Origin of the sequence: Oceanimonas smirnovii ATCC BAA-899, assembly GCF_000381965.1 — a bacterium.
GTDB classification, from domain to species: Bacteria; Pseudomonadota; Gammaproteobacteria; order Enterobacterales; family Aeromonadaceae; genus Oceanimonas; species Oceanimonas smirnovii.
In genome coordinates this window covers 1-24,708 of record NZ_KB908466.1, presented here as the reverse complement: position 1 = coordinate 24,708, position 24,708 = coordinate 1, and the positions used below count along the sequence as shown (strand labels likewise).

Annotated in this window: 21 protein-coding genes and 1 other RNA gene; 8 read left to right on the top strand and 14 right to left on the bottom strand. The window is 55.4% G+C overall.

All coding sequences use genetic code 11. From position 1 onward, the window contains the following. Nucleotides 1–108 precede the first annotated feature (108 nt). Nucleotides 109–711: a nucleotide exchange factor GrpE gene (grpE, locus tag G364_RS0112765; RefSeq protein WP_019935540.1), complete on the bottom strand. Its 603-nt coding sequence runs from the start codon at nt 709–711 to the stop codon at nt 109–111. A gap of 174 nt (nt 712–885) precedes the next feature. On the opposite strand from grpE, the gene nadK reads away from it, so the two are divergent. Next, on the top strand, nt 886–1,770 hold the full coding sequence (gene nadK, locus G364_RS0112760) for an NAD(+) kinase (protein WP_019935539.1): 885 nt from the start codon (nt 886–888) through the stop codon (nt 1,768–1,770). 70 nt (nt 1,771–1,840) lie between these two features. Then, nucleotides 1,841–3,505, top strand: coding sequence for a DNA repair protein RecN (gene recN / locus G364_RS0112755; protein ID WP_019935538.1), 1,665 nt, complete (start codon nt 1,841–1,843; stop codon nt 3,503–3,505). On the opposite strand, the gene udp is transcribed toward recN, so the two are convergent. Then, nucleotides 3,506–4,264: a uridine phosphorylase gene (gene udp, locus G364_RS0112750; protein WP_019935537.1), complete on the bottom strand. Its 759-nt coding sequence runs from the start codon at nt 4,262–4,264 to the stop codon at nt 3,506–3,508. Nucleotides 4,265–4,439: 175 nt separating this feature from the next. Between udp and G364_RS0112745 the strand changes: the two genes are divergently transcribed. After that, nucleotides 4,440–4,778, top strand: coding sequence for an outer membrane protein assembly factor BamE (locus G364_RS0112745; protein WP_019935536.1), 339 nt, complete (start codon nt 4,440–4,442; stop codon nt 4,776–4,778). A 35-nt stretch (nt 4,779–4,813) separates the two neighbouring features. Here G364_RS0112745 and G364_RS0112740 read toward each other — a convergent pair whose 3' ends face one another. Beyond that, nucleotides 4,814–5,188 (bottom strand): RnfH family protein, encoded by a 375-nt coding sequence (locus G364_RS0112740; protein ID WP_051089282.1) that lies wholly within the window; start codon nt 5,186–5,188, stop codon nt 4,814–4,816. Then, on the bottom strand, nt 5,133–5,582 hold the full coding sequence (locus G364_RS0112735; RefSeq protein WP_019935534.1) for an SRPBCC family protein: 450 nt from the start codon (nt 5,580–5,582) through the stop codon (nt 5,133–5,135). Before G364_RS0112735 ends, G364_RS0112740 begins: the two co-directional genes overlap by 56 nt. A gap of 137 nt (nt 5,583–5,719) precedes the next feature. Between G364_RS0112735 and smpB the strand changes: the two genes are divergently transcribed. The 3 genes from smpB (at nt 5,720) to G364_RS0112725 (ending at nt 8,380) form a co-directional block, all read left to right on the top strand. Beyond that, nucleotides 5,720–6,205 (top strand): SsrA-binding protein SmpB, encoded by a 486-nt coding sequence (smpB, locus tag G364_RS0112730; RefSeq protein WP_019935533.1) that lies wholly within the window; start codon nt 5,720–5,722, stop codon nt 6,203–6,205. Nucleotides 6,206–6,253: 48 nt separating this feature from the next. After that, nucleotides 6,254–6,614, top strand: a transfer-messenger RNA (tmRNA) gene (gene ssrA, locus G364_RS17075). A gap of 194 nt (nt 6,615–6,808) precedes the next feature. Continuing rightward, nucleotides 6,809–8,380: a sensor domain-containing diguanylate cyclase gene (locus tag G364_RS0112725; protein WP_026344895.1), complete on the top strand. Its 1,572-nt coding sequence runs from the start codon at nt 6,809–6,811 to the stop codon at nt 8,378–8,380. On the opposite strand, the gene G364_RS0112720 is transcribed toward G364_RS0112725, so the two are convergent. Next, on the bottom strand, nt 8,360–10,993 hold the full coding sequence (locus tag G364_RS0112720) for an EAL domain-containing protein (protein WP_019935531.1): 2,634 nt from the start codon (nt 10,991–10,993) through the stop codon (nt 8,360–8,362). The two genes, G364_RS0112725 and G364_RS0112720, sit on opposite strands and share 21 nt — an antisense overlap. A gap of 311 nt (nt 10,994–11,304) precedes the next feature. Between G364_RS0112720 and G364_RS0112715 the strand changes: the two genes are divergently transcribed. Next, nucleotides 11,305–11,904, top strand: coding sequence for a Yip1 family protein (locus G364_RS0112715; protein WP_019935530.1), 600 nt, complete (start codon nt 11,305–11,307; stop codon nt 11,902–11,904). 50 nt (nt 11,905–11,954) lie between these two features. Here G364_RS0112715 and purF read toward each other — a convergent pair whose 3' ends face one another. The 8 genes from purF to lrp all read right to left on the bottom strand — a co-directional run bounded on the left by purF (nt 11,955) and on the right by lrp (nt 22,849). Beyond that, nucleotides 11,955–13,475 carry an amidophosphoribosyltransferase gene (gene purF / locus G364_RS0112710; protein WP_026344894.1) on the bottom strand — a complete coding sequence of 507 codons (1,521 nt, stop codon included), beginning with the start codon at nt 13,473–13,475 and terminating at the stop codon, nt 11,955–11,957. Between the two features lie 20 nt (nt 13,476–13,495). Beyond that, nucleotides 13,496–13,984: a CvpA family protein gene (locus tag G364_RS0112705; protein ID WP_026344893.1), complete on the bottom strand. Its 489-nt coding sequence runs from the start codon at nt 13,982–13,984 to the stop codon at nt 13,496–13,498. 165 nt (nt 13,985–14,149) lie between these two features. Next, nucleotides 14,150–15,760 (bottom strand): AbgT family transporter, encoded by a 1,611-nt coding sequence (locus G364_RS0112700; protein WP_019935527.1) that lies wholly within the window; start codon nt 15,758–15,760, stop codon nt 14,150–14,152. A 296-nt stretch (nt 15,761–16,056) separates the two neighbouring features. Next, entirely contained in the window at nt 16,057–17,355 is a 1,299-nt protein-coding gene (gene serS, locus G364_RS0112695; protein WP_019935526.1) for a serine--tRNA ligase, read from the bottom strand. A gap of 121 nt (nt 17,356–17,476) precedes the next feature. Continuing rightward, on the bottom strand, nt 17,477–18,808 hold the full coding sequence (locus G364_RS0112690) for a replication-associated recombination protein A (protein ID WP_019935525.1): 1,332 nt from the start codon (nt 18,806–18,808) through the stop codon (nt 17,477–17,479). 198 nt (nt 18,809–19,006) lie between these two features. Then, nucleotides 19,007–19,615 carry an outer membrane lipoprotein periplasmic chaperone LolA gene (gene lolA, locus G364_RS0112685; RefSeq protein WP_019935524.1) on the bottom strand — a complete coding sequence of 203 codons (609 nt, stop codon included), beginning with the start codon at nt 19,613–19,615 and terminating at the stop codon, nt 19,007–19,009. Nucleotides 19,616–19,618: 3 nt separating this feature from the next. After that, on the bottom strand, nt 19,619–22,174 hold the full coding sequence (locus tag G364_RS17520; protein WP_019935523.1) for a DNA translocase FtsK 4TM domain-containing protein: 2,556 nt from the start codon (nt 22,172–22,174) through the stop codon (nt 19,619–19,621). A 171-nt stretch (nt 22,175–22,345) separates the two neighbouring features. Next, nucleotides 22,346–22,849 carry a leucine-responsive transcriptional regulator Lrp gene (gene lrp, locus G364_RS0112675; RefSeq protein WP_019935522.1) on the bottom strand — a complete coding sequence of 168 codons (504 nt, stop codon included), beginning with the start codon at nt 22,847–22,849 and terminating at the stop codon, nt 22,346–22,348. Nucleotides 22,850–23,449: 600 nt separating this feature from the next. On the opposite strand from lrp, the gene trxB reads away from it, so the two are divergent. Beyond that, complete coding sequence (gene trxB / locus G364_RS0112670) at nt 23,450–24,403, top strand: thioredoxin-disulfide reductase (protein ID WP_019935521.1); 954 nt, start codon at nt 23,450–23,452, stop codon at nt 24,401–24,403. 38 nt (nt 24,404–24,441) lie between these two features. On the opposite strand, the gene G364_RS17485 is transcribed toward trxB, so the two are convergent. Beyond that, nucleotides 24,442–24,708, bottom strand: a 267-nt coding sequence (locus G364_RS17485) for a transposase (RefSeq protein WP_040614646.1), incomplete at its 5' end; no start/stop codon positions are given.

Sequence of the window (24,708 nt, the reverse complement as noted above, 5' to 3'; positions counted from 1 at the left end):
TACAAATTCGGTAACAAACGTTTTAGGTATTTCGCGTTAACGTCTATATGTGGCTGCCGGTCGCGGCTTTCAAGACGACAGTCACATTTTTTTGTTCAGAAGACCGGCTCAGGCCTGAGTGTCGATAGCCGGGCCCTTGGCCACCATCACCATGGCGGGGCGCAGCACACGACCGTTCAGCTCATAGCCTTTCATCATGACGGCCAGCACCGCATTGGGGGCCACTTCGTCACTTTCCACCATGCTCATGGCCTGATGCTTGTTGGGATCAAAAGGCTGGCCCTGAGGATCGATTTGCGCGACACCAAATTTTTCTACTGCACTTATCAACGACTTCAGGGTCAGCTCCACCCCTTCGTGTACCGCTTTAAAAGCATCAGTTTCATCGCTGGTGTGCTCAATAGCCCGCTCCAGGCTGTCGATCACCGGCAGCAGCTCGTTCACAAACTTTTCCAGTGCAAACTTCTGGGCTTTTTCGACGTCCTGAGCGGCACGGCGACGAATATTTTCCATTTCCGCCACGGCACGAAGGGCGGTGTCCTTTTCGGTTTTGGCGGCGGCTTCTGCCTCGGCCAGCTTTTTCTCAAGCTCGGCTACCAGGGCGGCATCGGCCTGAGTACCTTCCTGCAGCTCTGCCTCAGCGGCGGCGTGCTGCTCCTGTTCGGTCTGAAGCTCCTGCTCCTGGTCTACCTGATTCTGCTTGCTGCTCATCTCGTCTCCCGTGAGTATCAATTAGCCTGCAGCCTATATGGGGGTGTCAGTATGCTTTTCAAGGGGGAAAACCCGACAGACTTGCAAGACCGGCGCTGGTACAAGGGCAAGACTCTGATTAGAATGATGAATATTCACTTTTACCGAACAACACGGCCAGCGGGAACGCAATTAATGGATACCGATTTCAATACCATTGCTCTTATCGGCAAGCCGGATCATAAAGGGGCCAACCAAACGCTGGTGGCACTGTACCGTTATCTCGACCAACTGGGCCTGAATGTAGTGATAGAGCGCCGGGTAGGCGAACAGCTGGGGCTGGATGACGCTGAACTGCTGGAAATGGTGGAGCTGGGCGAACGCGCCGATCTGGCCATTGTAGTGGGCGGCGACGGTAATATGCTGGGTTCAGCCCGGGTGCTGTCACGCTTTGATGTTGCGGTGGTGGGGGTTAACCGGGGCAATCTGGGCTTTCTGACCGACTTGTCTCCCGACAGTTTTGAACAGCCGCTGGAGCGGTTGCTGGCCGGTGATTATCAAACCGAACATCGCTTTCTGCTGGAAGCGCAGGTGCACCGTCACGGTCAGCTCAAGGCCAGCAACACTGCCATGAACGAAGCCGTGCTGCATCCGGGCAAAATTGCTCACATGATAGAGTTTGAGGTCTATATTAACGGCCACTTTATGTACAGCCAGCGTGCCGACGGCATGATAGTGGCCACCCCCACCGGCTCCACCGCCTATTCGCTGTCTGCGGGCGGCCCTATTCTCACTCCCAACCTCAACGCCATTACCCTGGTGCCCATGTTTCCGCACACCCTGAGCTGCCGGCCCATCGTTATTGACGCCGACGCCCAGATCAAAATGGTGCTCTCCCCCGCCAACAAGAGCGAACACATGCTGGTCAGCTGCGACGGCCATGTCTCACTGGCAGTGCAGCCCGGCGATGAAATTCACATTAACAAGAGCCCGCACCGGCTGAAGCTGTTGCACCCCCGTGGCCACAGCTATTTTGAAGTGCTGCGCAGCAAACTGGGCTGGGGCAGTAAACTGTTCTGAGCTTGCACTGTATAAAACTACAGTATACTGTATTCCCATACAGCATTCTTTTTGTTGCAGGGGAATCTCCATGTTGCTTCAGCTCACCATCAGCAATTTTGCCATTGTTTCCTTTCTTGAGCTGGACTTGCGCCAGGGCATGACCAGCATTACCGGTGAAACCGGTGCCGGTAAATCCATTGCTATCGATGCCCTGGCCCTTGCCCTGGGAGAGCGGGCCGACGCCGACTCGGTACGCCCCGGTGCCGACAAGGCCGACATCAGCGCCCGCTTTCGCATCGACAAACTTCCCCGGGTAAAAGCCTGGCTTAGCGAGCAGGAGCTGGACGAGCAGGATGAATGCATTCTGCGCCGTACTCTGAGCCGGGAAGGCCGCTCCCGCGGCTACATTAACGGCACGCCCGTGCCCTTGTCGCAGCTCAAGGCACTGGGTGCCCTGCTTATCAATATTCACGGTCAGCATGCTCATCAGGAGCTGCAAAAGCCCGATCATCAGCGAGCCCTGCTCGACGCCTACGCCGGACATCATCAACTGGTCAATGGCGTCAGCCGCAATTATCAGCACTGGCGTCAGCTCAGTAATGAACGCAAACGACTGCAGGAAGAGCAGGAAAAATGGCAGGCAGAACGCCAGTTGCTGGAATACCAGGTGGCCGAGCTCGACGAGCTGGCCCTGGCCGAAGACGAATTTCCTGAGCTGGAAGCCGAGCACAAGCGGCTGTCCAACGGGGCTGAGCTGGTCACCGACTGCCAGCTGGTGATGGATGTGCTGGCCGACAACGATGAAACCAATGCCCTGCAGCTGGTACGTCAGGGCCTGAAAACCCTGAACGAGCTGGTGACTATGGATGCGCAGCTGGCACCGGTGCTGGAAATGGCAGAAGCCGGCTTGATCCAGCTGGAAGAAAGTCACAATGAGCTGAGCCGCTATCTGGATCGGCTGGAGCTGGATCCGGAGCGCCTGCATGAGGTGGAAAGCCGCATGAGCAAACTGATGGAGCTGTCCCGCAAGCATCATGTACCTGCAGCTGAACTCCATGGTTTTCATCAGGAGCTGAAAGCCAGGCTGGCCAATATGGATGAAAGCAGCCATCGGCTGGAGCATCTTGACGAGGAAGTGGAGCAAGCCAAAGCCGGTTTTATTCAGGCTGCCGAGCGCCTGAGCCAAAGCCGCCAGCGCTACGCCGCTACCCTGAACAAGAAAATCACCCAAAGCCTGCACCAGCTCAGCATGGAAAAGGGCCGTTTTGAAATAGAGGTGCACGCAGATGCAGCAGCGGGCTTTTCACCCCTTGGCATCGACAGGGTCGAGTTTCTGGTGAGCACCAACCCGGGCCAGCCCCTGAGCCCGCTGGCCAAAGTGGCCTCCGGCGGTGAGCTGTCACGCATCAGCCTGGCAATTCAGGTGATTACCGCACAGAAAGTGGAAACCCCGACGCTGATTTTTGATGAGGTGGATGTGGGCGTCAGCGGCCCCACCGCCGCCGTGGTAGGCAAACTGCTGCGCCAGCTGGGCGAGTCTACCCAGGTACTGGTGATTACACACCTGCCCCAGGTAGCAGGCAACGGCCACCAGCACTTTTTTGTGAGCAAGAGCAGCGATGCCGACCATACTGAAACCCGCATGCAGGAGCTGGACGAGCAGCACCGGCTGCAGGAACTGGCCCGGCTGCTGGGCGGCAACCGCATTACCGACAATACGTTGGCCAACGCGCGGGAACTGCTAGTGTGCTGATCACACCAGCCGGCGGGCGGCTCCCACCACAATTTCAATGGCCCTTTGCTCGGTATTTTTCATGGTATTTTCGTCAGGAATCTCCTGCTTGGTGCGGTTAACTATCACGCCGGCCACACAGCCGGCTTTCAGCCCCTGGCTGGCACACATGGTAAACAGGGTGGCTGATTCCATCTCATAGTTCAGTACGCCCATGGACTGCCACTCTTTCATGCTGCCCTGAAAACGGCGTACCACATGGGCGGCGTAAGTGTCGTAACGTTCCTGTCCGGGATAAAAGGTATCGGACGAGGCGGTAATGCCCACATGAGGTGTGACGCCCAGCTCGCGGGCCGCATCCACCAGGGCACAGGTGCAGTCAAAATCGGCGACCGCCGGAAATTCCATGGGTGCAAAGTGTGTGCTGGCACCGTCCAGACGCACGGCCCCGGTGGTGACGATGGTATCGCCCACCTCCACATTGGGCTGAATGGCACCCGTGGTGCCCACCCGCAAAAAGGTACGCACGCCCAACTGCGCCAGCTCTTCTACCGCAATGGAAGTAGAAGGTCCGCCAATGCCGGTGGAGCACACTACTACCGGCTTGCCGTCAAGCTCCCCCAGCCAGGAAGTAAACTCCCGCTTACTGGCCAGCTTGTGCGGATTGGCAAGGTAGCCGGCAATCCGCTCTACCCGCTCAGGATCACCGGGAATAATCGCCACGGCAGCCCCCCGCAGATCCTCATCGGTAATACCCAGATGAAATACGTGTTTAGTCATAACCAGCTCCCATAGCATAAAGAGTGAAGCAGTGTATCAGCCTGAAATAGTAAGACAGCCGGGGGTAAATAACCATGTCTCTAAAGGGAACCATTGGCTTTGGTACCGGTCTGTCTTTTACATCGAAACCGGCAGCCGCTATGATGCTTTCAGAATTTTAAGGACAACACTCCCTATGCAACTCAAAAGCTTGATATTACCTCTGTTTCTCGCCCTTCCTCTCACCGGCTGTGGTCTGGTTTACAAAGTGGATATTCCCCAGGGTAATTACCTGGAAGAAAAGCAGGTAGCCCAGCTTCGTCAGGGCATGACCAAAGAGCAGGTGCGTTTTCTGCTGGGTAACCCCATGAGTCTCGACGGTTTTAATCACGATCGCTGGGTCTACATTTATTACTTCAAGCCTGGCCGGGGCGACACCGAGCAAAAGCGGCTGGTGCTGGACTTTATCAATGATGGTCTGGCCACCATGAGCGGTGACTTTGAACTGCCCGACGACTTTCATCAGGGCCTTTAACTGAAAAAGAAGCCTGACGGCTTCTTTTTATCATGTTACTGGCGGCGCTTCGGATCTGGCCGGCCGCCGGTCACTTTATCAGCCCGTCCTTCTTCCTTGGCCTGTTCGGCGCGCCGACGCCGGATTTCTTTTGGATCGGCCAGCAGAGGCCGATATATCTCTATGCGATCACCTTCATTTACGCTCTGCTCCAGCCTGACCTGACGACTGAAAATGCCCACCGCATTGCGCTCAAGATCAATGTCGGGAAACTGGCGTAAAATACCGGACTGCTCAATGATCTCCTGCACGGTAGCCGTTGGCGGGACCCGCAGGCTCAGCACCGTTTGTTTATCGGGCAGCGCATAAACCACCTCAACCTGAATAAGATTCACTGCCGTAAACCTCCCGAGCCCGTTCACTGAATGCATGCACCATGGCATTGGCCAGCTCCTTGAAAATGCCGCCAAACGCCAGCTCTACCAGTCGTGACTTGAACTCGAAGTGCAGTTTCAGCTCAACCTTGCAGGCATCTTCATCCAGCGGAATAAAAGTCCAGCCACCATTCAGGGATTTAAAAGGCCCGTCTACCAGTTCCACATTAATTTTATGGTCTTTTTCGAGACGATTGCGGGTAGTAAACGTTTTTCGAATGCCAGCCTTGGCCACGTCGAGTGCGGCGGTAATGCTGTGCTCACTCTGCTCCACTACCCGGCTGGCCACACATCCGGGCAAAAACTGCGGATAATCATCGACATTATTGACCAGCTCATACATTTGCTTGGCACTGAACATCACCAGTGCGCTTCGGGTAATACTTGGCATAACCTCTCCTGGCATTCTGACTCGGTGATTTTAACACTTCTGGCCAGCAAGCTCACCTGAGACAATCGTTCAAAAAACAACCGGTCGCCAGTTCACTAATTCCAAAGCGTCATTGGTCACCGTATAATGATTTCACTATGGCAAAAAACAAAACCAAAAAGAAACCCGGCTCCAATACCATTGCGGTTAACCGCAAGGCACGGCACGAATATTCCATTGAGGAAAAATTTGAGGCGGGGCTTGAGCTCCAGGGTTGGGAAGTCAAGGCGCTACGGGCCGGCAAGGCCAACATTGGTGATGCCTATGTATTTATGCGAAATGGTGAGGCCTTTCTGTTTGCCGCCACCATCAACCCGCTGAATATGGCATCAACCCATGTGGTATGCGATCCCATGCGCAACCGCAAACTGTTACTGCACAAACGGGAACTGGACCGTCTCACCGGCCTGATTGAGCGGGAAGGTTATACCCTGGTACCGCTGTCCCTGTACTGGTCCAAATCCTGGGTCAAGGCAGAGATAGGCCTGGTAAAGGGTAAAAAAGCCCACGACAAGCGCCAGGACGTGAAGGAGCGCGACTGGAAGCGGGAAAAAGCACGTATGATGAAACACAAGGGCCGCTAGACCCCTCTTGTGTTTAACGATGATATGCAATATCATCAATCTGTACTTGGGGCTGATTCAGGATTCGACGAGATTCTCGAACTCCAAGGTGCATGCCGAGGTGCGATAGGCCTCGTAAAAAAATCGCAAAAAAATAGTCGCAAACGACGAAAACTACGCACTCGCAGCTTAATAACCTGCAGAGAGCCCTTCTGCCCTAGCTTGCCTGTGACTTAGGGAATCGGAAGGTCATCCTTCACAGGATCGCGTGGATGCCGTGCCTGACGGTTGAAGCGTTAAAACCAATTCAGGATAGTCTGTCTGTGGCGTGTCAGTCCGCAGCAGCTGGCGAATTTAATGACTGACTAAGCATGTAGTACCGACGACGTAGGTTTTTCGGACGCGGGTTCAACTCCCGCCAGCTCCACCAATCGATTGGAAAGGCCCCGCAAGGGGCCTTTTTGTTTTGGTAATCCGGGTTTTCTCTTCTGTTGCCGGCAGGCTGGTCATACCAATATTTATTATACAAGGTCAGCCAGGGTGGCCACAGCGGGCAAATTTCATTAGTATCCCTGTCAGATTATCATCAGGCTCAAATAACGCCCGTTCATAGGTTCAGTATTAATGTCCTTCCGTCCCCTGCCCCGGCTAAACCTTCGTAATTTAATGCTGGCCATGGCTATCTTCAGCGTAGTGATCACCCTGTTCAATACGTTTTATGCCACCTACGAGGTACAGCGTACCCTGCTTATCAACAACACGCTGGAGGCCAACCGGGCCTATGCGGCCAAGCTGGCAGAAGTGACGGACAGTGTGATTCACTCCACCCGGCAGCAGCTGGCTTACAGTGCTGCTGAGCTGGTCACCCGAATGAACGATGAGTCAGCCCTGATGGCGGAAGCGCGCCGGCTGCATGAGCAGACAAATACCTTTAACTCGGTGGTTGTGGTTAATGCAAAAGGGGTAATTGTGGCCACCTCACCGGATACCTTGCAGGTTAAGGGGCTCAGGCTCAGCTCTGCCAGTGCCCTGCAGTCCTTAAAAGCCAGGGCACCACTCATTACAGATCCCTTTGTATCACCGTCAGGGAATTATATTGTCAGTCTGTCACACCCGGTGTTTGCCGCCAGCGGTGAGTATCTCGGGTATATTTCCGGCACCATTTACCTGAAACAAAGCAATATGCTGGGAGAGTTACTCGGCAGGCATTACTACCAGGATGGCTCTTACCTGTATGTGGTTGATCGTAACAAAACACTGATTTATCACCCTGATCCTGCCCGTATTGGCGAACGCGTCAGCGGTAATCCGGCCATAGATGAAGTACTGCAAGGACAGGAACATGCACATCAGGTGATAAATTCCGCAGGAACCGATATGCTGGCCGGCTTTGCACCGGTTAACAGCACTGGCTGGGGCATAGTGGCCCAGCGGCCAAAGGCCGCTACTCTGGCGGGCATCAAAGAGCATCTGTTACAGGTAGTGCTGAAAAGCGTCCCCGTCGGGCTGCTGACCCTGGCCGGTATCTGGCTGTCGGCCCTGTTTATTTCACAGCCACTGCGGCAACTGGCTACCTCCGCCGGCCTGATGAACCGACAAAGCGCTCAAACGGATATTACCGGTGTGTCTTCCTGGTATTTTGAGGCGGCCCAGCTTAAACAGGCCATACTGCGTGGCATCGGACTGCTGAATGAGCGCATTCACCAGTTGCATACCGACAGCCATACCGATGCCCTCACCGGCTTGCTGAACCGCAGGGGGATGCAGCAGGCGCTGGATCATTTTCAGAAAGAGCAGGTGCCATTTTCTCTGATCGCACTGGATATTGATCACTTTAAGAGTGTGAATGATCGGTTTGGTCATGACAGCGGTGACCAGGTCATCAGACAGCTGGCCGGCATTATGCAGCATCAGGCTCGTCGCAATGATGTGCTGTGCCGCAGCGGTGGCGAAGAGTTTATGATATTTCTGCCAGGTACCAGCGCCAGCAATGCACTGGACGTAGCAGAGCGGCTGCGGCACCAGGTGCAGGCGACCTCAGTTGAGCTGGTAGGTCAAATCAGCATTTCGCTGGGCGTTACTTATTGTGATCCGGCAGACTCCATAACAGACGCCCTCAAGCGTGCCGACAAGGCCTTGTATCAGGCCAAACAACAGGGGCGTAACAGAGCCGTGCTAGCTGACCCGGGTGCATAACTGCTGTTGTAGCCGGGCTTCCAGCTGGTCTGCCGGCTTGGGCCTGGCCAGCAGATAGCCCTGATAGTGTTCACAGCCATGCTGATAGAGCAACTGCCGCTGAGCTTCGGTTTCCACCCCTTCCGCGATGACTTCCAGTTTCAGGCTGTGAGCCAGTGCAATAATGGCTTTAATAATATTCAGGCTGTTGTTATCGGGCAGAGCCCGCACAAAGGACTGATCAATTTTCAGCTGATCCAGAGGCAACTGCTGCAGATACAGCAACGAAGAATAGCCGGTCCCAAAATCATCAATGGCAAAACGTACGCCGTGCTGTTTCAGTATCTGCATGCGCCCAATCGCCATCGGCATATCATTCAGCAACATCGACTCGGTAATTTCCAGCTTTATCCGTGCAGGATCGACGCCGGTTTGCCTGAATATGGCTAATACATCATCAATAAACTCTGGCTGATACAAACGGGCAGCACTGATATTCACCGACAGGGTAAAACTGGTTGCTGCAGACAGCTCCGCCCAGGCAGCCATGTAAGAGCAGGCGTGGTGCAATACCTCTCTGTCGATACGGTTCATCAGACCGGCCTGCTCGGCTACTTCAATAAACGCCCCCGGTGCCAGCAAGCCCTGCTCAGGGTGTTCCCAGCGGGCCAGCGCTTCAGCGCCGGTGATATGCCCCTGATAGTCAAACTGAGGCTGAAAGTAAGCAATAAACTCACCATGATCCAGACCACGACTGATATCCTGCTGTAGCAGTAAACGCTGGGCTACCGCTTCCTGCATTTTCGGATCAAAAAAGCGCAGCTTGCCCCGGCCGCCAGACTTGGCGTCATACATGGCCAGCTCTGCCTGCTGTACCAGCTCGTCGGCGGTCGCGCTTGAGTCATTAAGCAGTACCACCCCCAGGCTGGCACTGCATTTGAGCTGATGACCTTCATGAGTGTAGGCCTGCTCCAGTAATGTCAGTAACCTGAGCCCGACTGCTTCCAGCTCGGTGGCGGCGGCGGCTTGCTCAGTGGGTAAGCCGGATAGCAGTACCACAAACTCATCGCCGCCCAGGCGGGCAACCATATCTTGCTGGCGCAACGGCCGGCTCAGGCGGCGGGCAGCCTGGCGCAGCAGTTCGTCACCCACCGGCAGCCCCCAGAGATCATTAATGGCCTTGAAATTATCCAGATCAATAAAAATCAGGCCGGCACTTTCCTGCCTCTCTCCGGACAGGTAGTGCTGCAGACGTTCATGTAAAAAACGACGGTTGGGCAAGCCGGTCACTTCATCATAAAAGGCCAGATGGTTGATACGTTCTGCGTCTTTCTTCTGTTGGGTAATGTCGGTAATGGACGCCACATAATGGGTAATATGCTGGTGTTTATCCCGTACCGCACTTACAGACAGCCACTGCGGATAAACCTGGCCAGACTTGCGCTTGTTGATAATCTCGCCCTGCCAGTGGTTATGCTCGTTAATGCTTTGCCACATGTGCTGATAAAAGTCCCGGCTATGCTGGCCCGAGCTGAGAATGGACGGCGTTTTGCCAATTACGTCGTCGCTGCTGAAACCGGTAATGTCGGTAAAGGCACGGTTTACCCGTAATATTTTTTTGTCGGCATCGGTAATCATCATGCCTTCAAAGCCCTCAAAAGCAGTGGCGGCAATACGCAGCTCCGTTTCATTCTGCAGGCGCTGGGTAATGTCACGGGTAAGGATCACGACGGCGGGCTTACTGCCCTCTCCCCTGTCCATCACCTGCGCCTGACTTTCAAATATACGCATTCCGTCGTGAGTATTAAGCTCATATTCAAGCCGCTGAGTTTTCTGGCTGTTAAGTGTTTGACGGATAAAGGCGACAAAGCGGTTTGCCTGCACCGGCTCAAACAAGTCGTGTACTCGTCTGCCAATGACACTGTCATTGACCGGATAAAGCAGGGACGCATTGGATGCCATGGCTTCCAGGTACCGACCATCTTCATCCATCACAAACATCAAATCAGGCAAAGCGGAAGTAATGGCCCGCAACCGGGACTCGCTGCTCTTGAGCCTGTCCTGCTCCTGCTGCCTGAGAGCCGCATCTTGCAGAATAAGCGCAAGAATTACCGTCAACGGCACCATCACTGCGAGAAAAGGCCACAAGTAGGCAAGCAACGTCAGCCTGTCCTGCACGTTGAGCAGGCTGGCGATGACTGCCAGCGTACTGGTATGCAGCAGCAGCGTCACCGGCAACAAATGAAAAATGTTAACCTTCAGCCACTGACGGTTCACACCATAGCGAAAGCCAAGCCCCAGCAGCACCGACAGCACGATATTCACCGTGCCGGTGAACGCACCGTCGCCGCCAATACCATACCGGAACAGACCGGCAATCAGGGCTGCCATGCCTGCTGATACCGGACCACCAAACAGGCCTGCCACAAACAGCACGCCATTGCGCGCATCCAGCAACACGCCGGGGGCCACATGAAAAGGCTGCAGCATACATACCAGCGCAGCCAGCCCGAACCAGAAGCCGGTAGTAAACACTTGCAAATGAGGATGATGGCGAGCCTTGCGCATATTCAGCGTCAGGGCCCAGCCCATGGCCAGCAGAATAACGGCCTGTTGCATAACGGTGATGAGCATGTGTCTCAAACGGTGACAAAGGATGAAAAAACATAGTATGAACCGCATAAAGTCACCAGCACTTACGGCTGATATTGCGGGTCAAAGCCACAAAACACGCAGTTTATCAGACAAGGCTGACGCTCCCTAAGCAATCCTCTCTGCTGGCGGGGATTTTAAATTAGCGAAAACTGATTATTGTGGTTTATACGTAGAAAAACTTGACGCCAGTCAATGCGTGACCAATAACTAATCAGAGGCGGGATAACGCAAACTCATTGCACTCGCTGCTATCAAGCCAGCCGGCTTTAATGAATTTGGGGGAAAGAGCCATGATTTTGAACCACATCTGGGGTTTGTATGCCCACCCCAAGGATGAGTGGCATACCATAGACGACCACCATGAAAGCCTGTCTTACAGCCTGACCCATCTGGCGTTCATCGCCCTGATCCCTTCAGTCTGTACTTTTATCTCTGCCACCCTGATTGGCTGGCACTTTGGCACCCAGAACACCATCATGATGACCACGGGCAGCGCCCTGTTCATGTCAGTGGGCATGTACTTCACCTTAATTGCCGGTGTGTTTGCGCTCGCCTACCTCACTTTCTGGATGGCCAAGACCTTTGGCGCCAGTCCTACCTTTACCCAAAGTCTGGAGCTGGCTGCCTACACTGCCACCCCCCTGTTTATGACAGGGCTGGCTGTGCTTTATCCCGAGCCGATATTCCTGATGCTGGTGGGCCTGGCCGGGCTGGCCTACTCGGTCTATCTGCTGTATTCCGGCGTCCCCATTATCATGCACATTCCTGAGGAGCGGGGCTTTATCTATGCAAGCTCTGTGGTGACCTGCGGGCTGGTTTTGCTGGTGTGTATTATGGTGGGCTCGGTCATTGTATGGAGCTGGGGGCTGGGCCCCATCTATACTCACTGACCCTCTGCTGATGGCATTAAAAGCCGGGGAACTCCCCGGCTTTCTTATGGTCAGGACTGACCTTCGTTATATATTTCCAGATGACTGTTGTCGATGCAGTCCTGCTGTTTGGCAGTATCGTTACGCAAGGCGTTCAGGGCATCCAGATATTCCTGGTTAACATCCTGAGTCACGTATTCGCCGGTAAACACGGAGGTTTCAAAGCGGCGCAGCTCGGGATTGAAATAACGCACCGCATCTTCCAGGTCTTCCAGATCCTGAAAAATCAGGCCGTCGGCGCCAATCAGCTTGCAAATCTCATCCGACTCGCGGCCATAAGCGATCAGCTCGTTGACGGAAGGCATATCGATGCCGTACACGTTGGGAAAACGGATTTCCGGGGCAGCCGAAGCAAAATACACCTTCTTGGCTCCCGCATCCCGGGCCATTTCAATGATCTGCTCGGAGGTAGTGCCGCGTACGATGGAGTCATCCACCAGCAGTACATTCTTGCCGGCAAATTCCGACGGAATGGCATTCAGCTTGCGGCGCACCGACTGCCGGCGCTGCTGCTGACCGGGCATAATAAAGGTACGGCCGATATAGCGGTTTTTCACAAAACCCTGGCGATAAGGCAGCTGAAGATTGTGGGCAATTTCCAGGGCGATGTCGCAGGACGTTTCCGGAATGGGAATCACCACATCAATGTTCAGGTCTTCCCACTCACGGGCAATTTTGGCACCCAGCTTCTGCCCCATACGCACACGGGCAGCATAGACAGAGACCTTATCAATAAAGGAGTCCGGGCGGGCAAAGTATACATATTCAAAAATACAGGAGTTGTGCTCGGGCTCAGCGGCGCACTGCTCGGTAAAGAGCTCATTCTGCTCGGTAATATAAACCGCTTCACCAGGCGCTACATCGCGTACCAGCTCAAAGCCTACCGCATCCAGCGCCACACTTTCCGAGGCCACCATATACTCGGTGCTGCCGTCTTCAGCATCACGTTTACCCAGTACCAGCGGACGAATGCCGTTGGGATCGCGGAACGCCACCATGCCGTGGCCGATGATCACTGCAACGGCAGCATACGCGCCGCGAACCTTTTCATGTATTTTGGCTACCGCAGCAAACACATGCTCCGGCTCCAGGTGCAGCTTTTGAGTCTGCTGATCCAACTCATGAGCCAGTACGTTAATCAATACCTCAGAATCAGAGGTGGTGTTGATATGACGTCGGGCTACCCGGAACTGCTCTTCCTTCAGCTCGGCGGCATTGGTCAGATTGCCGTTGTGGGCCAGCGCAATACCAAAGGGAGAGTTCACATAAAAAGGCTGAGCCTGAGCCACACTGCTGCTGCCGGCGGTGGGATAGCGCACATGACCAATGCCGACGTTTCCGATAAGACGCTCCATGTGACGCTCTTCAAACACATCCCGGACCAGCCCATTGGCCTTGCGCTGACGGAAGTTGTTACCGGAGATGGTCACGATGCCGGCGGCATCCTGTCCTCTGTGCTGAAGCACTGTGAGCGCGTCGTAAAGCGCCTGGTTGACCGGGGTCGTACCTTGTATACCGACTATCCCACACATGTGAAAATTTCCTCGAATTACTATAGCTTGGGGGGTAAGAAGCTGGATGAATTCTGCAGCATATTAAAAAACCACTGAATAACGATGCCAAACTCGGGAATGAGTACCGACTCCTTCCACCACGGGCTGTGGGAAAAAGCAGTCATGGTATCGGTTAACAGCAGCAGCGCGGCCACAATAAAAACGCCACGCACGGCGCCAAAACAGACGCCCAGCACTCGATCAGTGCCCGACAGGCCGGTGCGGGTGACCAGCTCGCCGATAATGTAGTTGACCAGAGCACCCAGGATCAGGGTAAGCACAAACAAAATGGCAATGGCAGCCCCATTGCGAAAAAGCGGGTCTTTGATATCGAGAAATACTGCCAGGTCGGCATAAAAGCGACTGGCAATAAAAAAGGCAGCCACCCAGGTGGCGAGTGACATGGCTTCCTTGACGAAGCCGCGGACCAGGCTGATGAGGGCCGACAGGCCGATAATGCCGAGTATTACAAAATCTATCCAAACCATCATGTTAGTGCCGAAGCCCTCCTGATTGCCGCGCATTCTATCAAACACGTTTGGTAAAAGGCGACGAAAAAGCGGATAAAGTTCATTCAATATCAAACTAACCGCTGAACAAAGATGAGCACCGGTGCGAAACACATCGCACCGGATCCGGCACTTTATACGATGTTAAAGACCGTTGTAATAGGTAGCCGCTCCCGGCCCTACCGGCAGACCAAATACAAATACCCACAGATAGAAGAGCACAGACCAGCCCACAATAAATACCATGGAGTAAGGCAGCATCATGGCCATCAGGGTGCCTATGCCCATGTCTTTCTTGTAACGGGTGGCCACTGCCATGATCAAGCCGAAGTAGCTCATCATGGGGGTAATGATATTGGTAGTGGAGTCACCAATGCGATAGGCCGCCTGTACTACCTCCGGCGAGTAGCCCACCAGCATCAGCATGGGTACAAAAATCGGTGCCGTTACTGCCCACTGAGCTGAGGCTGAGCCTATCATCAAATTGATAAAGCCACAGACAACAATAAAGCACAGCAACAGTACAGGGCCGGTCAGTCCCAGGCTCTGCAGCAGAGTAGCACCCTGCACCGCAATGACAGTACCAAAGTTGGTCCAGCTGAAAAAAGCCACAAACTGGGCGGCAAAGAACACCAGTACTATGTACATGCCCATGGAGCTCATGCTTTTAGACATGGCATCAATCACGTCCCGGTCACTTTTCATGGTGCCCATCATGCGGCCGTACACAAAGCCCGGAATGGCAAAAAACACAAAAATAAATACCACTATGCCTTTAAGGAACGGCGAGCCGGCCACGGCTCCGGTCACCGGATGCCGTAATACACCGCTCTCGGGCACTATGGTCAACGCCAGCACAGCACACACCGCCAGGGCCGCCAGACCGGCTCCCTTGAGAGCGCGCTTTTCCGCTGACGTTACCCTGCCCATGTCCTGGTTTTCACTGAGATCCCCAGCCTCTTCACTGCGATACTCTCCCAGCTTGGGCTCCACCAGTTTTTCCGTTACCAGCGCACCCAGAATGGAAATCACAAAGGTGCTGATAAACATGAAATACCAATTCACTTCGGGCCCTACCACATAGACAGGATCAATGATGCGAGCGGCAGTTTGAGTAATGCCTGACAACAGCGGATCGACTGTACCCAACAAGAGGTTGGCACTGTAACCGCCGGATACACCAGCAAAGGCCGCAGCCAGACCGGCAAGAGGATGACGCCCCAGAGAATGAAAGATCATGGCCGCCAGCGGGATCAAGACGACATAACCAAGCTCAGCCGCAGTATTGGAAACAATACCGGCAAATACTACGGTCACGGTAACCATACGCCGTGAAGCATTCATCACCAACGCCCGCATGGCTGCCGACAGCAGTCCGGAATGCTCGGCCACACCGACGCCCAGCAGCGCCACCAGCACGGTGCCAAGAGGAGCGAAACCAGTAAAGTTGCTCACCAGACTGCCTACAATGCGCGCCAGCCCTTCGCCGTTAAGCAGGCTGACCACGGTAATCATGCCATCGGCGGCCCGGCCCGGGGCACCTTCCGGCCGGGGATCCGCCACGCTCACTTCAAAATAACCAGCCACACCGGATGCCAGCAAAATGACGGCACAGAAGATGGCAAACAGGGTAATGGGATGGGGTAACAGGTTACCCAGCCACTCTACCGTATCGAGAAAGCGGGTGAAGCCGCCTTTGTTAGGGGCTGGCTGCTGGCGTTGATTACCATCACAGCGGGTTGAGGATGACGTCATGTCGAAATTCTCCATCGGGATAGACGCAGGCACCGACAGCACAATACTTCATAACAAAAGTTATAAGTAACCGTATATGCCGGCCAGGTTAAAAATTCCGGTGGATTATACACATGACGTTAACACACTCAACAAAATATGATGCCAAAGGTTAGTCAGCCAACAGTTTTATACATTGCAATACGGCCATTTCACGGTGAGATCACATCATCAGAAACCGAGTTAAAACGAATTTATATTTTTCAGGCATAAAAAAACCGGGGTCAGACCCCGGCTTGGTTAACTGAAAAACCAACTCAGCCAATAAATTCCAGCCCGCCCATATAGGGTTTGAGCACGTCCGGCACACGAATGCGGCCGTCTGCCTGCTGGTAGTTTTCCAGCACCGCCACCAGGGTGCGGCCCACCGCCAGGCCGGAGCCGTTCAGGGTGTGCAGCAGCTGCGGCTTGCCGTCGGCACCACGCACCCGTGCCTGCATGCGACGGGCCTGAAAGTCACCACAGTTGGATACGGACGAAATTTCACGGTAGGTGTTCTGGGCCGGCAGCCAGACTTCCAGATCGTAGGTTTTGGCGGCACCAAAGCCCATATCACCAGTGCACAGCGCCATCACCCGATAGGGCAGCTCCAGACGCTGCAGCACCTTTTCGGCGTGGCCGGTCATTTCTTCCAGCGCATCCCATGAGGTGTCGGGGTGCACCAGCTGCACCATTTCCACCTTGTCGAACTGGTGCATGCGAATAAGCCCACGGGTATCACGGCCGTAGGAGCCGGCTTCAGAGCGGAAGCAGGGAGTGTGGGCGGTGAGCTTCATGGGCAGCTGGGCCGCCTCGAAGATCTCGTTGCGGGCCATATTGGTCAGCGGCACTTCAGACGTGGGGATCAGCGAGAAACGGCGTACCTTGCCCTCGTCATCGCCCTCGCCTTCAATGGCGGTGTGGAACAGATCTGCCGAGAATTTGGGCAGCTGGCCGGTGCCGTACAGGCTATCACTATTGACCAGATAAGGTACATAACATTCGGTGTAGCCATGCTCTGTGGTATGCAGATCCAGCATAAACTGGGCCAGTGCTCGGTGCATGCGGGCTATCTGGCCCTGCATGATCACAAAGCGCGAGCCCGACAGTTTTACCGCGCCTTCAAAATCAATCCCCGCCAGGGCTTCGCCCAGCGCCACATGGTCCTTGGGCTCAAAACCCAGTTGTGTGGGCTCGCCCCAGCTGCGCACGGTAACGTTGTCGTCTTCGTTCTTGCCCACCGGCACCGACTCGTGAGGCAGGTTGGGAATGGCGGCACAAAAGTCCTGAATCTCGTTCAGCAGCTCATCCAGGGTGACCTTGCAGCTGTCGAGCTCGTCGTTGATGGCAGTCACGGCGGCTTTCAGAGGCACTATGTCTTCGCCGTTACGGGCCGCCTGACCAATGGCCTTGGAGCGGGCGTTGCGCTCCGCCTGCAGCTCCTGAGTACGGGCCTGCAGGGTTTTACGCTGCTCTTCCAGCCGGTTGAACAGAGCCGTATCAAGGGTGAAACCACGGCTTGCCAGCCGCGCCGCCGTGTCGTCGATATCGCCGCGCAGATATTTGGGATCCAGCATGAGTTACCTTAAATTCGTGTGATGCGTTTGCACGCCAAAGGGGTTGAATGAGTTCTGCTACAGTTTATCAGCATCGGCCGCAACGGGCCAAGAACGCAGATCCTGAGCGCAGCTGCTTTGTTCAGGAACCACCTTTGGCCTGTTGGTCAAGCTGGCTGAGGTAATCGAGCTTAGCCTGAATTTTCTGCTCAAAGCCCCGCTCGTTGGGCATATAATAGCGCCGCCCCATCATGGCTTCGGGCAGATAGGTTTCGCCGGCGGCATAAGCACCCGGCTCGTTATGGGCATAGCGGTATTCGGCACCATGGCCCAGCGCTTTCATCAGTTTGGTGGGGGCGTTGCGTAAATGCACCGGCACCTCAAAATCGGGCAGCTCGCGGGCATCCTGCAGCGCCGCCTTCCAGGCGGTGTAAAGGGCGTTACTCTTGGGCGCGCAGGCCAGATAAACAATGGCCTGGGCAATGGCCCGCTCCCCTTCTGCCGGCCCCACCCGGGTAAAGCAGTCCCAGGCAGCCAGCGCCACCTCCATGGCCTTGGGATCAGCCAGGCCGACATCTTCCGAAGCAATGGCCAGCAGCCGGCGGGCAATATAAAGCGGATCGCAGCCAGCCGTGATCATGCGGGCATACCAGTACAGACCCGCATCGGGATTAGAGCCACGAATGGACTTGTGAATGGCGGAGATCAGATCGTAATACAGGTCGCCCTGATTATCGAACCGGGCCAGCCGCTCGCCGGTCACTTCCGCCAGCAATGCCTTGTCGATACAGCGCTCACCGTTGTGCTCCCCGGCCATGTCCGCCAGCAGCTCCAGATAGTTGAGCGCCTTGCGGCCGTCGCCGTCCACCAGCTCTGCCAGTGCCCGCTGAACGCCGTCGGCAAGCTTGATACCCTGTCCCGCCAGACCGCGTTCATCGTTCAGCGCCTGCTCGATCATGGCTTCCACATCGGCGGTTTCCAGACGCTTGAGCAAGTAGACCCGGGCCCGGGACAGCAATGCATTGTTCAGTTCAAAAGAAGGGTTTTCGGTGGTGGCACCAATAAAGGTGACGGTGCCGTCTTCAATATGGGGCAGAAAAGCATCCTGCTGAGACTTGTTGAAGCGGTGCACCTCGTCCACAAACAAAATAGTACGCCGGCCCGCCAGCTTGTACTCCCGGGCGCGCTCGATGGCGGCGCGAATGTCCTTCACCCCCGAGGTCACCGCCGAGACCCGCTCCACCTGGGCATCGCAGTAGTGGGCCACCAGCTCCGCCAGTGTGGTTTTACCGGTACCCGGCGGCCCCCACAAAATCATGGAATGACAGTGACCGCTTTCAAGCGCCCGGCGCAGAGGCTTGCCCGGCCCCAGAATGTGCTGCTGACCGAGATACTGCTCAATGCGCGCCGGGCGCATCCGTGCCGCCAGCGGGCGAAAGTCGTCCTGCTCAAAGTCCAGACTCAGGGTACTCATGGTATTTCATCCACATAAAACAAAGTGCCGTTTGCTGCATAGTGCACTTTCGTCGGCGACACGAAGCGGCAACGGGGATTGCCGAAGCCGACCGTCAAATGCCAGGGAAGGCATTTACCGAGCGTCCCATGGAGGGGCTTGAAGCGTGTCGGCGTAGCGCAACCCCGCTGTCGCTTTGCATGCCGGGCTCATGCCACCTCAGCGCTGATCGTCCACCATTACGCCCGCCAGCGGGGTAAAACGAAAGGCGTTGGCGGCAAGCTCAGGGCTGGTATTAAATTCACTCAGGGTAAATTCGCTGCGCTGGCCGCCGGACTCCACCACGGTAAAACGCGCCAGCCGGCCCTGATTATCAAAGCGCAGCGTAAAGCGCTGAATAAGCTCCGCCGGATCCTTGCTGGTCACCACATAAGTGTCATTCTGCTCGCTGATGCGATAGTTCTGCCAGCGGGCCTTATCACCACCGGAGATCAGCAAAAACGGCGTATTCTGCACCGCCTGCTCCAAAGGCACTATGCTCACCTGCTCCACAAAGGGGTCGTACATCCACACATCGGTGCCGTCAGACACAATCAGGCTCTCGTCGGGCGAGGTGGTGTGCCAGCGAAAGCGGTCCGGCCGCGCCAGCTGCATGCTGCCCTCGGCGGTCTGCATGGGCTCACCGCTTTCATCGTAGACCTGCTGAGTAAAATCGGCAGAAAAGCGCCCCAGCGCCGACAGCTTCTGTTGCAGATCCGTCGCTGCGTCCGCCAGCACCTGAGTGCTGGCAGACCACAGCATCATTCCTGCCATTATTACTTTTTTCATTGGTTATCCCCTGGCCGGCGGTGGTGCCAGCACTTCTCGTTGGCCGTTGCTGCCCGCCGGGCTGACAATGCCCTGGGCTTCCATCTGCTCGATAATGCGGGCAGCCCTGTTATAGCCTATCTTGAACTTGCGCTGCACACTGGAGGTAGAGCCGCGGCGCGTCTCAGCGACAAAAGCCACCGCATGATCAAATAACTCGTCCAGTTCGCCATCACCGCCTTCCGGCGCTTCACCGGGCAGAAGGCCGTCGGCCCCCACATCGCCGTTAAGAATATCTTCAATATAATCCGGCTCGCCCCGCTCCTTCCAGGCCGCTACCACCTTGTGCACCTCGTGATCGTCCACAAAGGCACCGTGCACCCGGGTGGGGTTGCTGTCGCCGGCGGGCATATAGAGCATGTCCCCCATGCCCAGCAAGGACTCAGCCCCCTGCTGATCGAGAATGGTGCGGGAGTCAATTTTGCTCGACACCTGGAACGACATACGGGTGGGTATGTTGGCCTTGATAAGACCGGTGATCACATCCACCGACGGGCGCTGAGTGGCCAGCACCAGATGAATACCGGCCGCCCGGGCCTTCTGGGCGATACGGGCAATCAGCTCTTCCACCTTTTTGCCCACTATCATCATCATGTCGGCAAATTCGTCGATCACCACCACAATATGGGGCAGCTTTTCCAGCGCCGGCGGATAAGTGTCCATGGACTGAGTGGGCTGCCACAGCGGATCCCGCAAAGGTTCTCCGGCATCAATGGCGTCCTGTACCTTGGTGTTGAAGCCCTTGAGGTTACGCACTCCCATGGCCGACATCAGCTTGTAGCGGCGTTCCATCTCGCCCACGCACCAGCGCAGGGCATTGGCCGCTTCCTTCATGTCGGTGACCACTTCGGTGAGCAGGTGCGGAATACCCTCATACACCGACAGCTCCAGCATTTTGGGGTCGATCATGATAAAACGCACGTCTTCCGGCGTGGCCTTGAACAGCATGGACAGTATCATGACGTTCACCCCCACCGACTTGCCCGAGCCGGTGGTACCGGCCACCAGCACGTGAGGCATTTTGGCCAGATTCACCACCACAGGATCGCCGGCTATGTCCTGCCCCAGCACCATGGTAAGCGGGTGCTTACTGCTGTGAAACAGGTCGCTGTCAATCACCTCCCGCAAATAGACGGTTTCACGGCGGGTATTGGGCAGCTCCAGTCCCACATAAGGCTTGCCGGGGATCACTTCCACCACCCGCACGCTGATGGCAGACAGGGAGCGGGCCAGATCCCGGGCCAGGTTGGTAATTTTGCTGACCTTGACCCCGGGGGCCAGATCCAGTTCAAAGCGGGTGATCACAGGCCCCGGATACACGCCCACCACATTAGCCTGCACGTTATAGTCAGCCAGTTTGGCTTCCACCAGCCGGGCAATGCGCTCCAGCTCTTCTTCACTCACTTCATGCTGACGTGGCTTGGGCGGATCCAGCAGCGTCACATCCGGCAAGGTCGTCAGTTCACTGTTGCGGGGCCTGGATACCGGTGCCGCGGCGGGCTTTTGTGCAACCGGTGCTGGTGTGTCTTCCTCACCGGCCCAGGGCAAATCCAGTTCGTCATCGTCGTCATCATCCATCCAGCCGTTGCTCTCGGCCAGCGTGGCCAGTGGCAGCTCGCTGTCATCGTCATCAGCCATCTGCAGTACCGGCTCCCGGCGCTGCGGTGGCGTTTTTTTACTGATAAGAGTGCGCCGTGCGGAAGGTTCAGGCATGGGAGCCAGCAGCGGATCATCCTGCCCGGCTTCATTGTCATCATGCTTGTCACTGTCCTGCTTGCCGAGGCGCTCACGAAAGCGCTGCCAGCCACTGAAGCCGGCCCTGGCAGCGTCCGGTTCACGGAGCTGAGCAGCAGCAGGCACTGCGGCGGCCGGCACCGGCGCATCATCGCCCTGACGGCGGGTTTGCCAGTCAGCGATGCGTGCCGGCAAGGTCGACAGCCAGTTGGGGGCTTCCATTACCATGGCTCCCAGACGCTCTACAATCAGCAGCCAGGACCAGCCGGTAAAAAAAGTAATGCCGGTGGCCAGACAACAAAGCAACACCAGAGTGGTTCCCAGGGTACCAAATACCGGGCTCAGGGTACCGGCCAGCATGTCTCCTATCAGGCCACCCGCTGAAAAATAATAGATGTCACCTATGTTCATGCTGGCCAGCGCCAGCAAACTGAGCAACACCATCAGAAAGCCGATGATACGCAGGCTCAGGGTCAGGTAGCAGATGTCGATCAGTCCCTTGGGCCGCCACAGGGTAATCCAGCCCACAAACACCATAAAAGGTGGCAGCAGATAGGCTGAGAACCCGAATACAAACTGCAGAATGTCGGCCAGCCAGGCCCCCGCAGGGCCGGCTGCGTTACTGATGTCTGCGCCACGGGCAGTCTGTGACCAGCCCGGATCCGACGGGTGATAGGAAACCAGTGACAGCATCATAAATACGGCCAGTAGAATGATGGCTATCAGCCCAGCCTCAAAAAGACGCTGCAAACCAGACATGGGAGTAAACAGCTTTTTCTCCGCCAAACGTCCGCTCCTCGTTGTGATGATTGTGCTCAGAATATCAGGGGAATGCGACGGAAAAAGTCGTCACCATGGTTAATACAACGACAAACGAGCGGCCGGGGCCGCTCGCTGAATGATAATCTTCCCGTCCCGCCGGCATCAAAATACCAGAGCGGCATACTTTAGCACAGCTTAACGGGTATTGATTACCAGCCGGTTGCTCTGCTTCACCTCTTCCATCACCACATAGGTGCGGGTGTCATTCACCCCGGGCAAACGCAGCAGGGTTTCCCCCAGTAACTTGCGGTAGGCAGACATATCGGCCACCCGGGTTTTCAGCAGGTAGTCAAAGTCACCGGATACCAGGTGACACTCCTGAATTTCTTCCAGCTTCTGCACGGCGTCATTGAACTCGTCAAACACATCGGGTGTGCCGCGGTTCAGGGTAATTTCCACGAATACCAGCAGTGATGCATCAAGAAACTGCGGGTTAAGAATGGCGGTATAGCCTTCAATGTATCCCTGACGCTCCAGCCGGCGCACTCGCTCCAGACAAGGAGTAGGGCTCAGTCCAACGCGCTTGGACAACTCCACATTGGAGATGCGGCCATCTTGCTGCAGTTCGTTAAGTATGTTGCGGTCAATCCGGTCGAGTTCCTTTAAGGGGCGGTTGTTCGCATCCAACACTTCATCCATCCTTTGGCTCATTTTAGGTACATTCCACTTTGGATTCTGGGCTTCTTCTGCATCGGCACCACTCGAGTGCAAACTCAGAAGGTGTAACGGTTACCGCTGTCACAGCCGTGAAAAACGGCATACCGCCTTACTAAAATAAAAATCTGAAATTATTGATTACATATACAAAATGCAATGAACAGAAGCTTAACATGATAAAAAGGAAACCGGTAGCACAAGTGTTTGTCTGGAACGACAAAAAAGCGTCAAATTATAACTTTAGGTGAAGGCGGCAGGGATTTAGCCTGAATCAGACAACCGAATACCCGGCTCAGAGAAAGCCATGGATACTGCTGAAATAGCGCCACACCTATGGTGCGCACACCGCCAGAGTGCGTGTATTGGCCCTGATATACAGCATATTGTCCGGCCTGAACCAGAATTGAAATAAGATTCCAATATAATGGAGTTATATTGCATAACTATTCGTTATACTTGCTGCCGTCATGATTTTACATTCAGCAGGCCGGCAAAGACGGTTGCAGTTCTTTATTCCCCTTTCTCAATCCCCTACAATCGTTAACCAAAATTATCGCCCATTTGCCACTGGTTGGAGAAATCATGAGTCAAGCCAAACACGCCAAACTGCTTATTCTGGGCTCAGGCCCTGCCGGCTATACCGCTGCCGTTTATGCCGCCCGGGCCAACCTGAGCCCGGTGCTGGTTACCGGTATTCAGCAAGGTGGCCAGCTGACCACTACTACAGAGGTAGAAAACTGGCCCGGTGATGCCGAAGGCCTGACAGGTCCGGCATTGATGGAGCGTATGAAAGAACATGCCGAACGTTTTGAAACAGAAATCGTGTTTGACCACATTAACAGCGTGGAGCTGACCCAGCGTCCCTTCCGTCTGAAAGGTGACAGTGGTGAGTACACCTGTGATGCGCTGATCATTGCCACCGGCGCCTCTGCCAAATATCTGGGACTGCCTTCGGAAGAAGCATTTCAGGGCCGGGGCGTGTCGGCCTGTGCGACCTGTGACGGCTTTTTCTACCGCAACCAGAAAGTCGCGGTGGTGGGCGGCGGCAACACCGCCGTGGAAGAAGCCCTGTATCTGTCCAACATTGCGTCCGAGGTGCACCTTATTCACCGTCGTGATCAGTTCCGTTCCGAGAAGATTCTGATCGACCGGCTGATGGACAAGGTGGCCAACGGTAACATTATTCTGCATACCGACCGCACCCTGGACGAAGTGCTGGGCGACGACATGGGCGTCACCGGTGTGCGCCTGAAAGACACTCAGTCCGATGCCACCGAAGAACTGGCGGTGGCCGGCGTCTTTATTGCTATTGGCCATCAGCCCAACACCGGCATTTTTGCCGGGCAGCTGGAGATGGAAAACGGCTACCTCAAGGTACAGTCCGGTCTGCACGGCAACGCCACCCAAACCAGCATTGAAGGCGTGTTTGCCGCCGGTGATGTAATGGATCACGTTTATCGTCAGGCCATCACTTCTGCCGGCACCGGCTGCATGGCCGCCCTGGACGCCGAACGCTACCTGGACGCCCAACAGTAAAGCTGGAAGCTGCGTAGATACTCTGTTTTGACGTAAATTCAAGCCTGAATGTGTTCTTCGCTGAAGAGCAACGTCGAATCAAACATGGTTCCCGTTCTGATACAGGCCCACAAGCCGGTGAGGTACTTCCTCATGACTGCGCATAAGGCCTGTATCTTTTTCTTTCCTCGGGCTATCAGGGCCTCATAAAACGCCTTAGCGCGTGCATCATGTCTCACTGCACTCATCGCTGGCATAAACAGTGCTGAGCGCAGATAGGCGTTACCCGCTTTACTCAAACGTCCTGGACGATTCACACTGGTTCC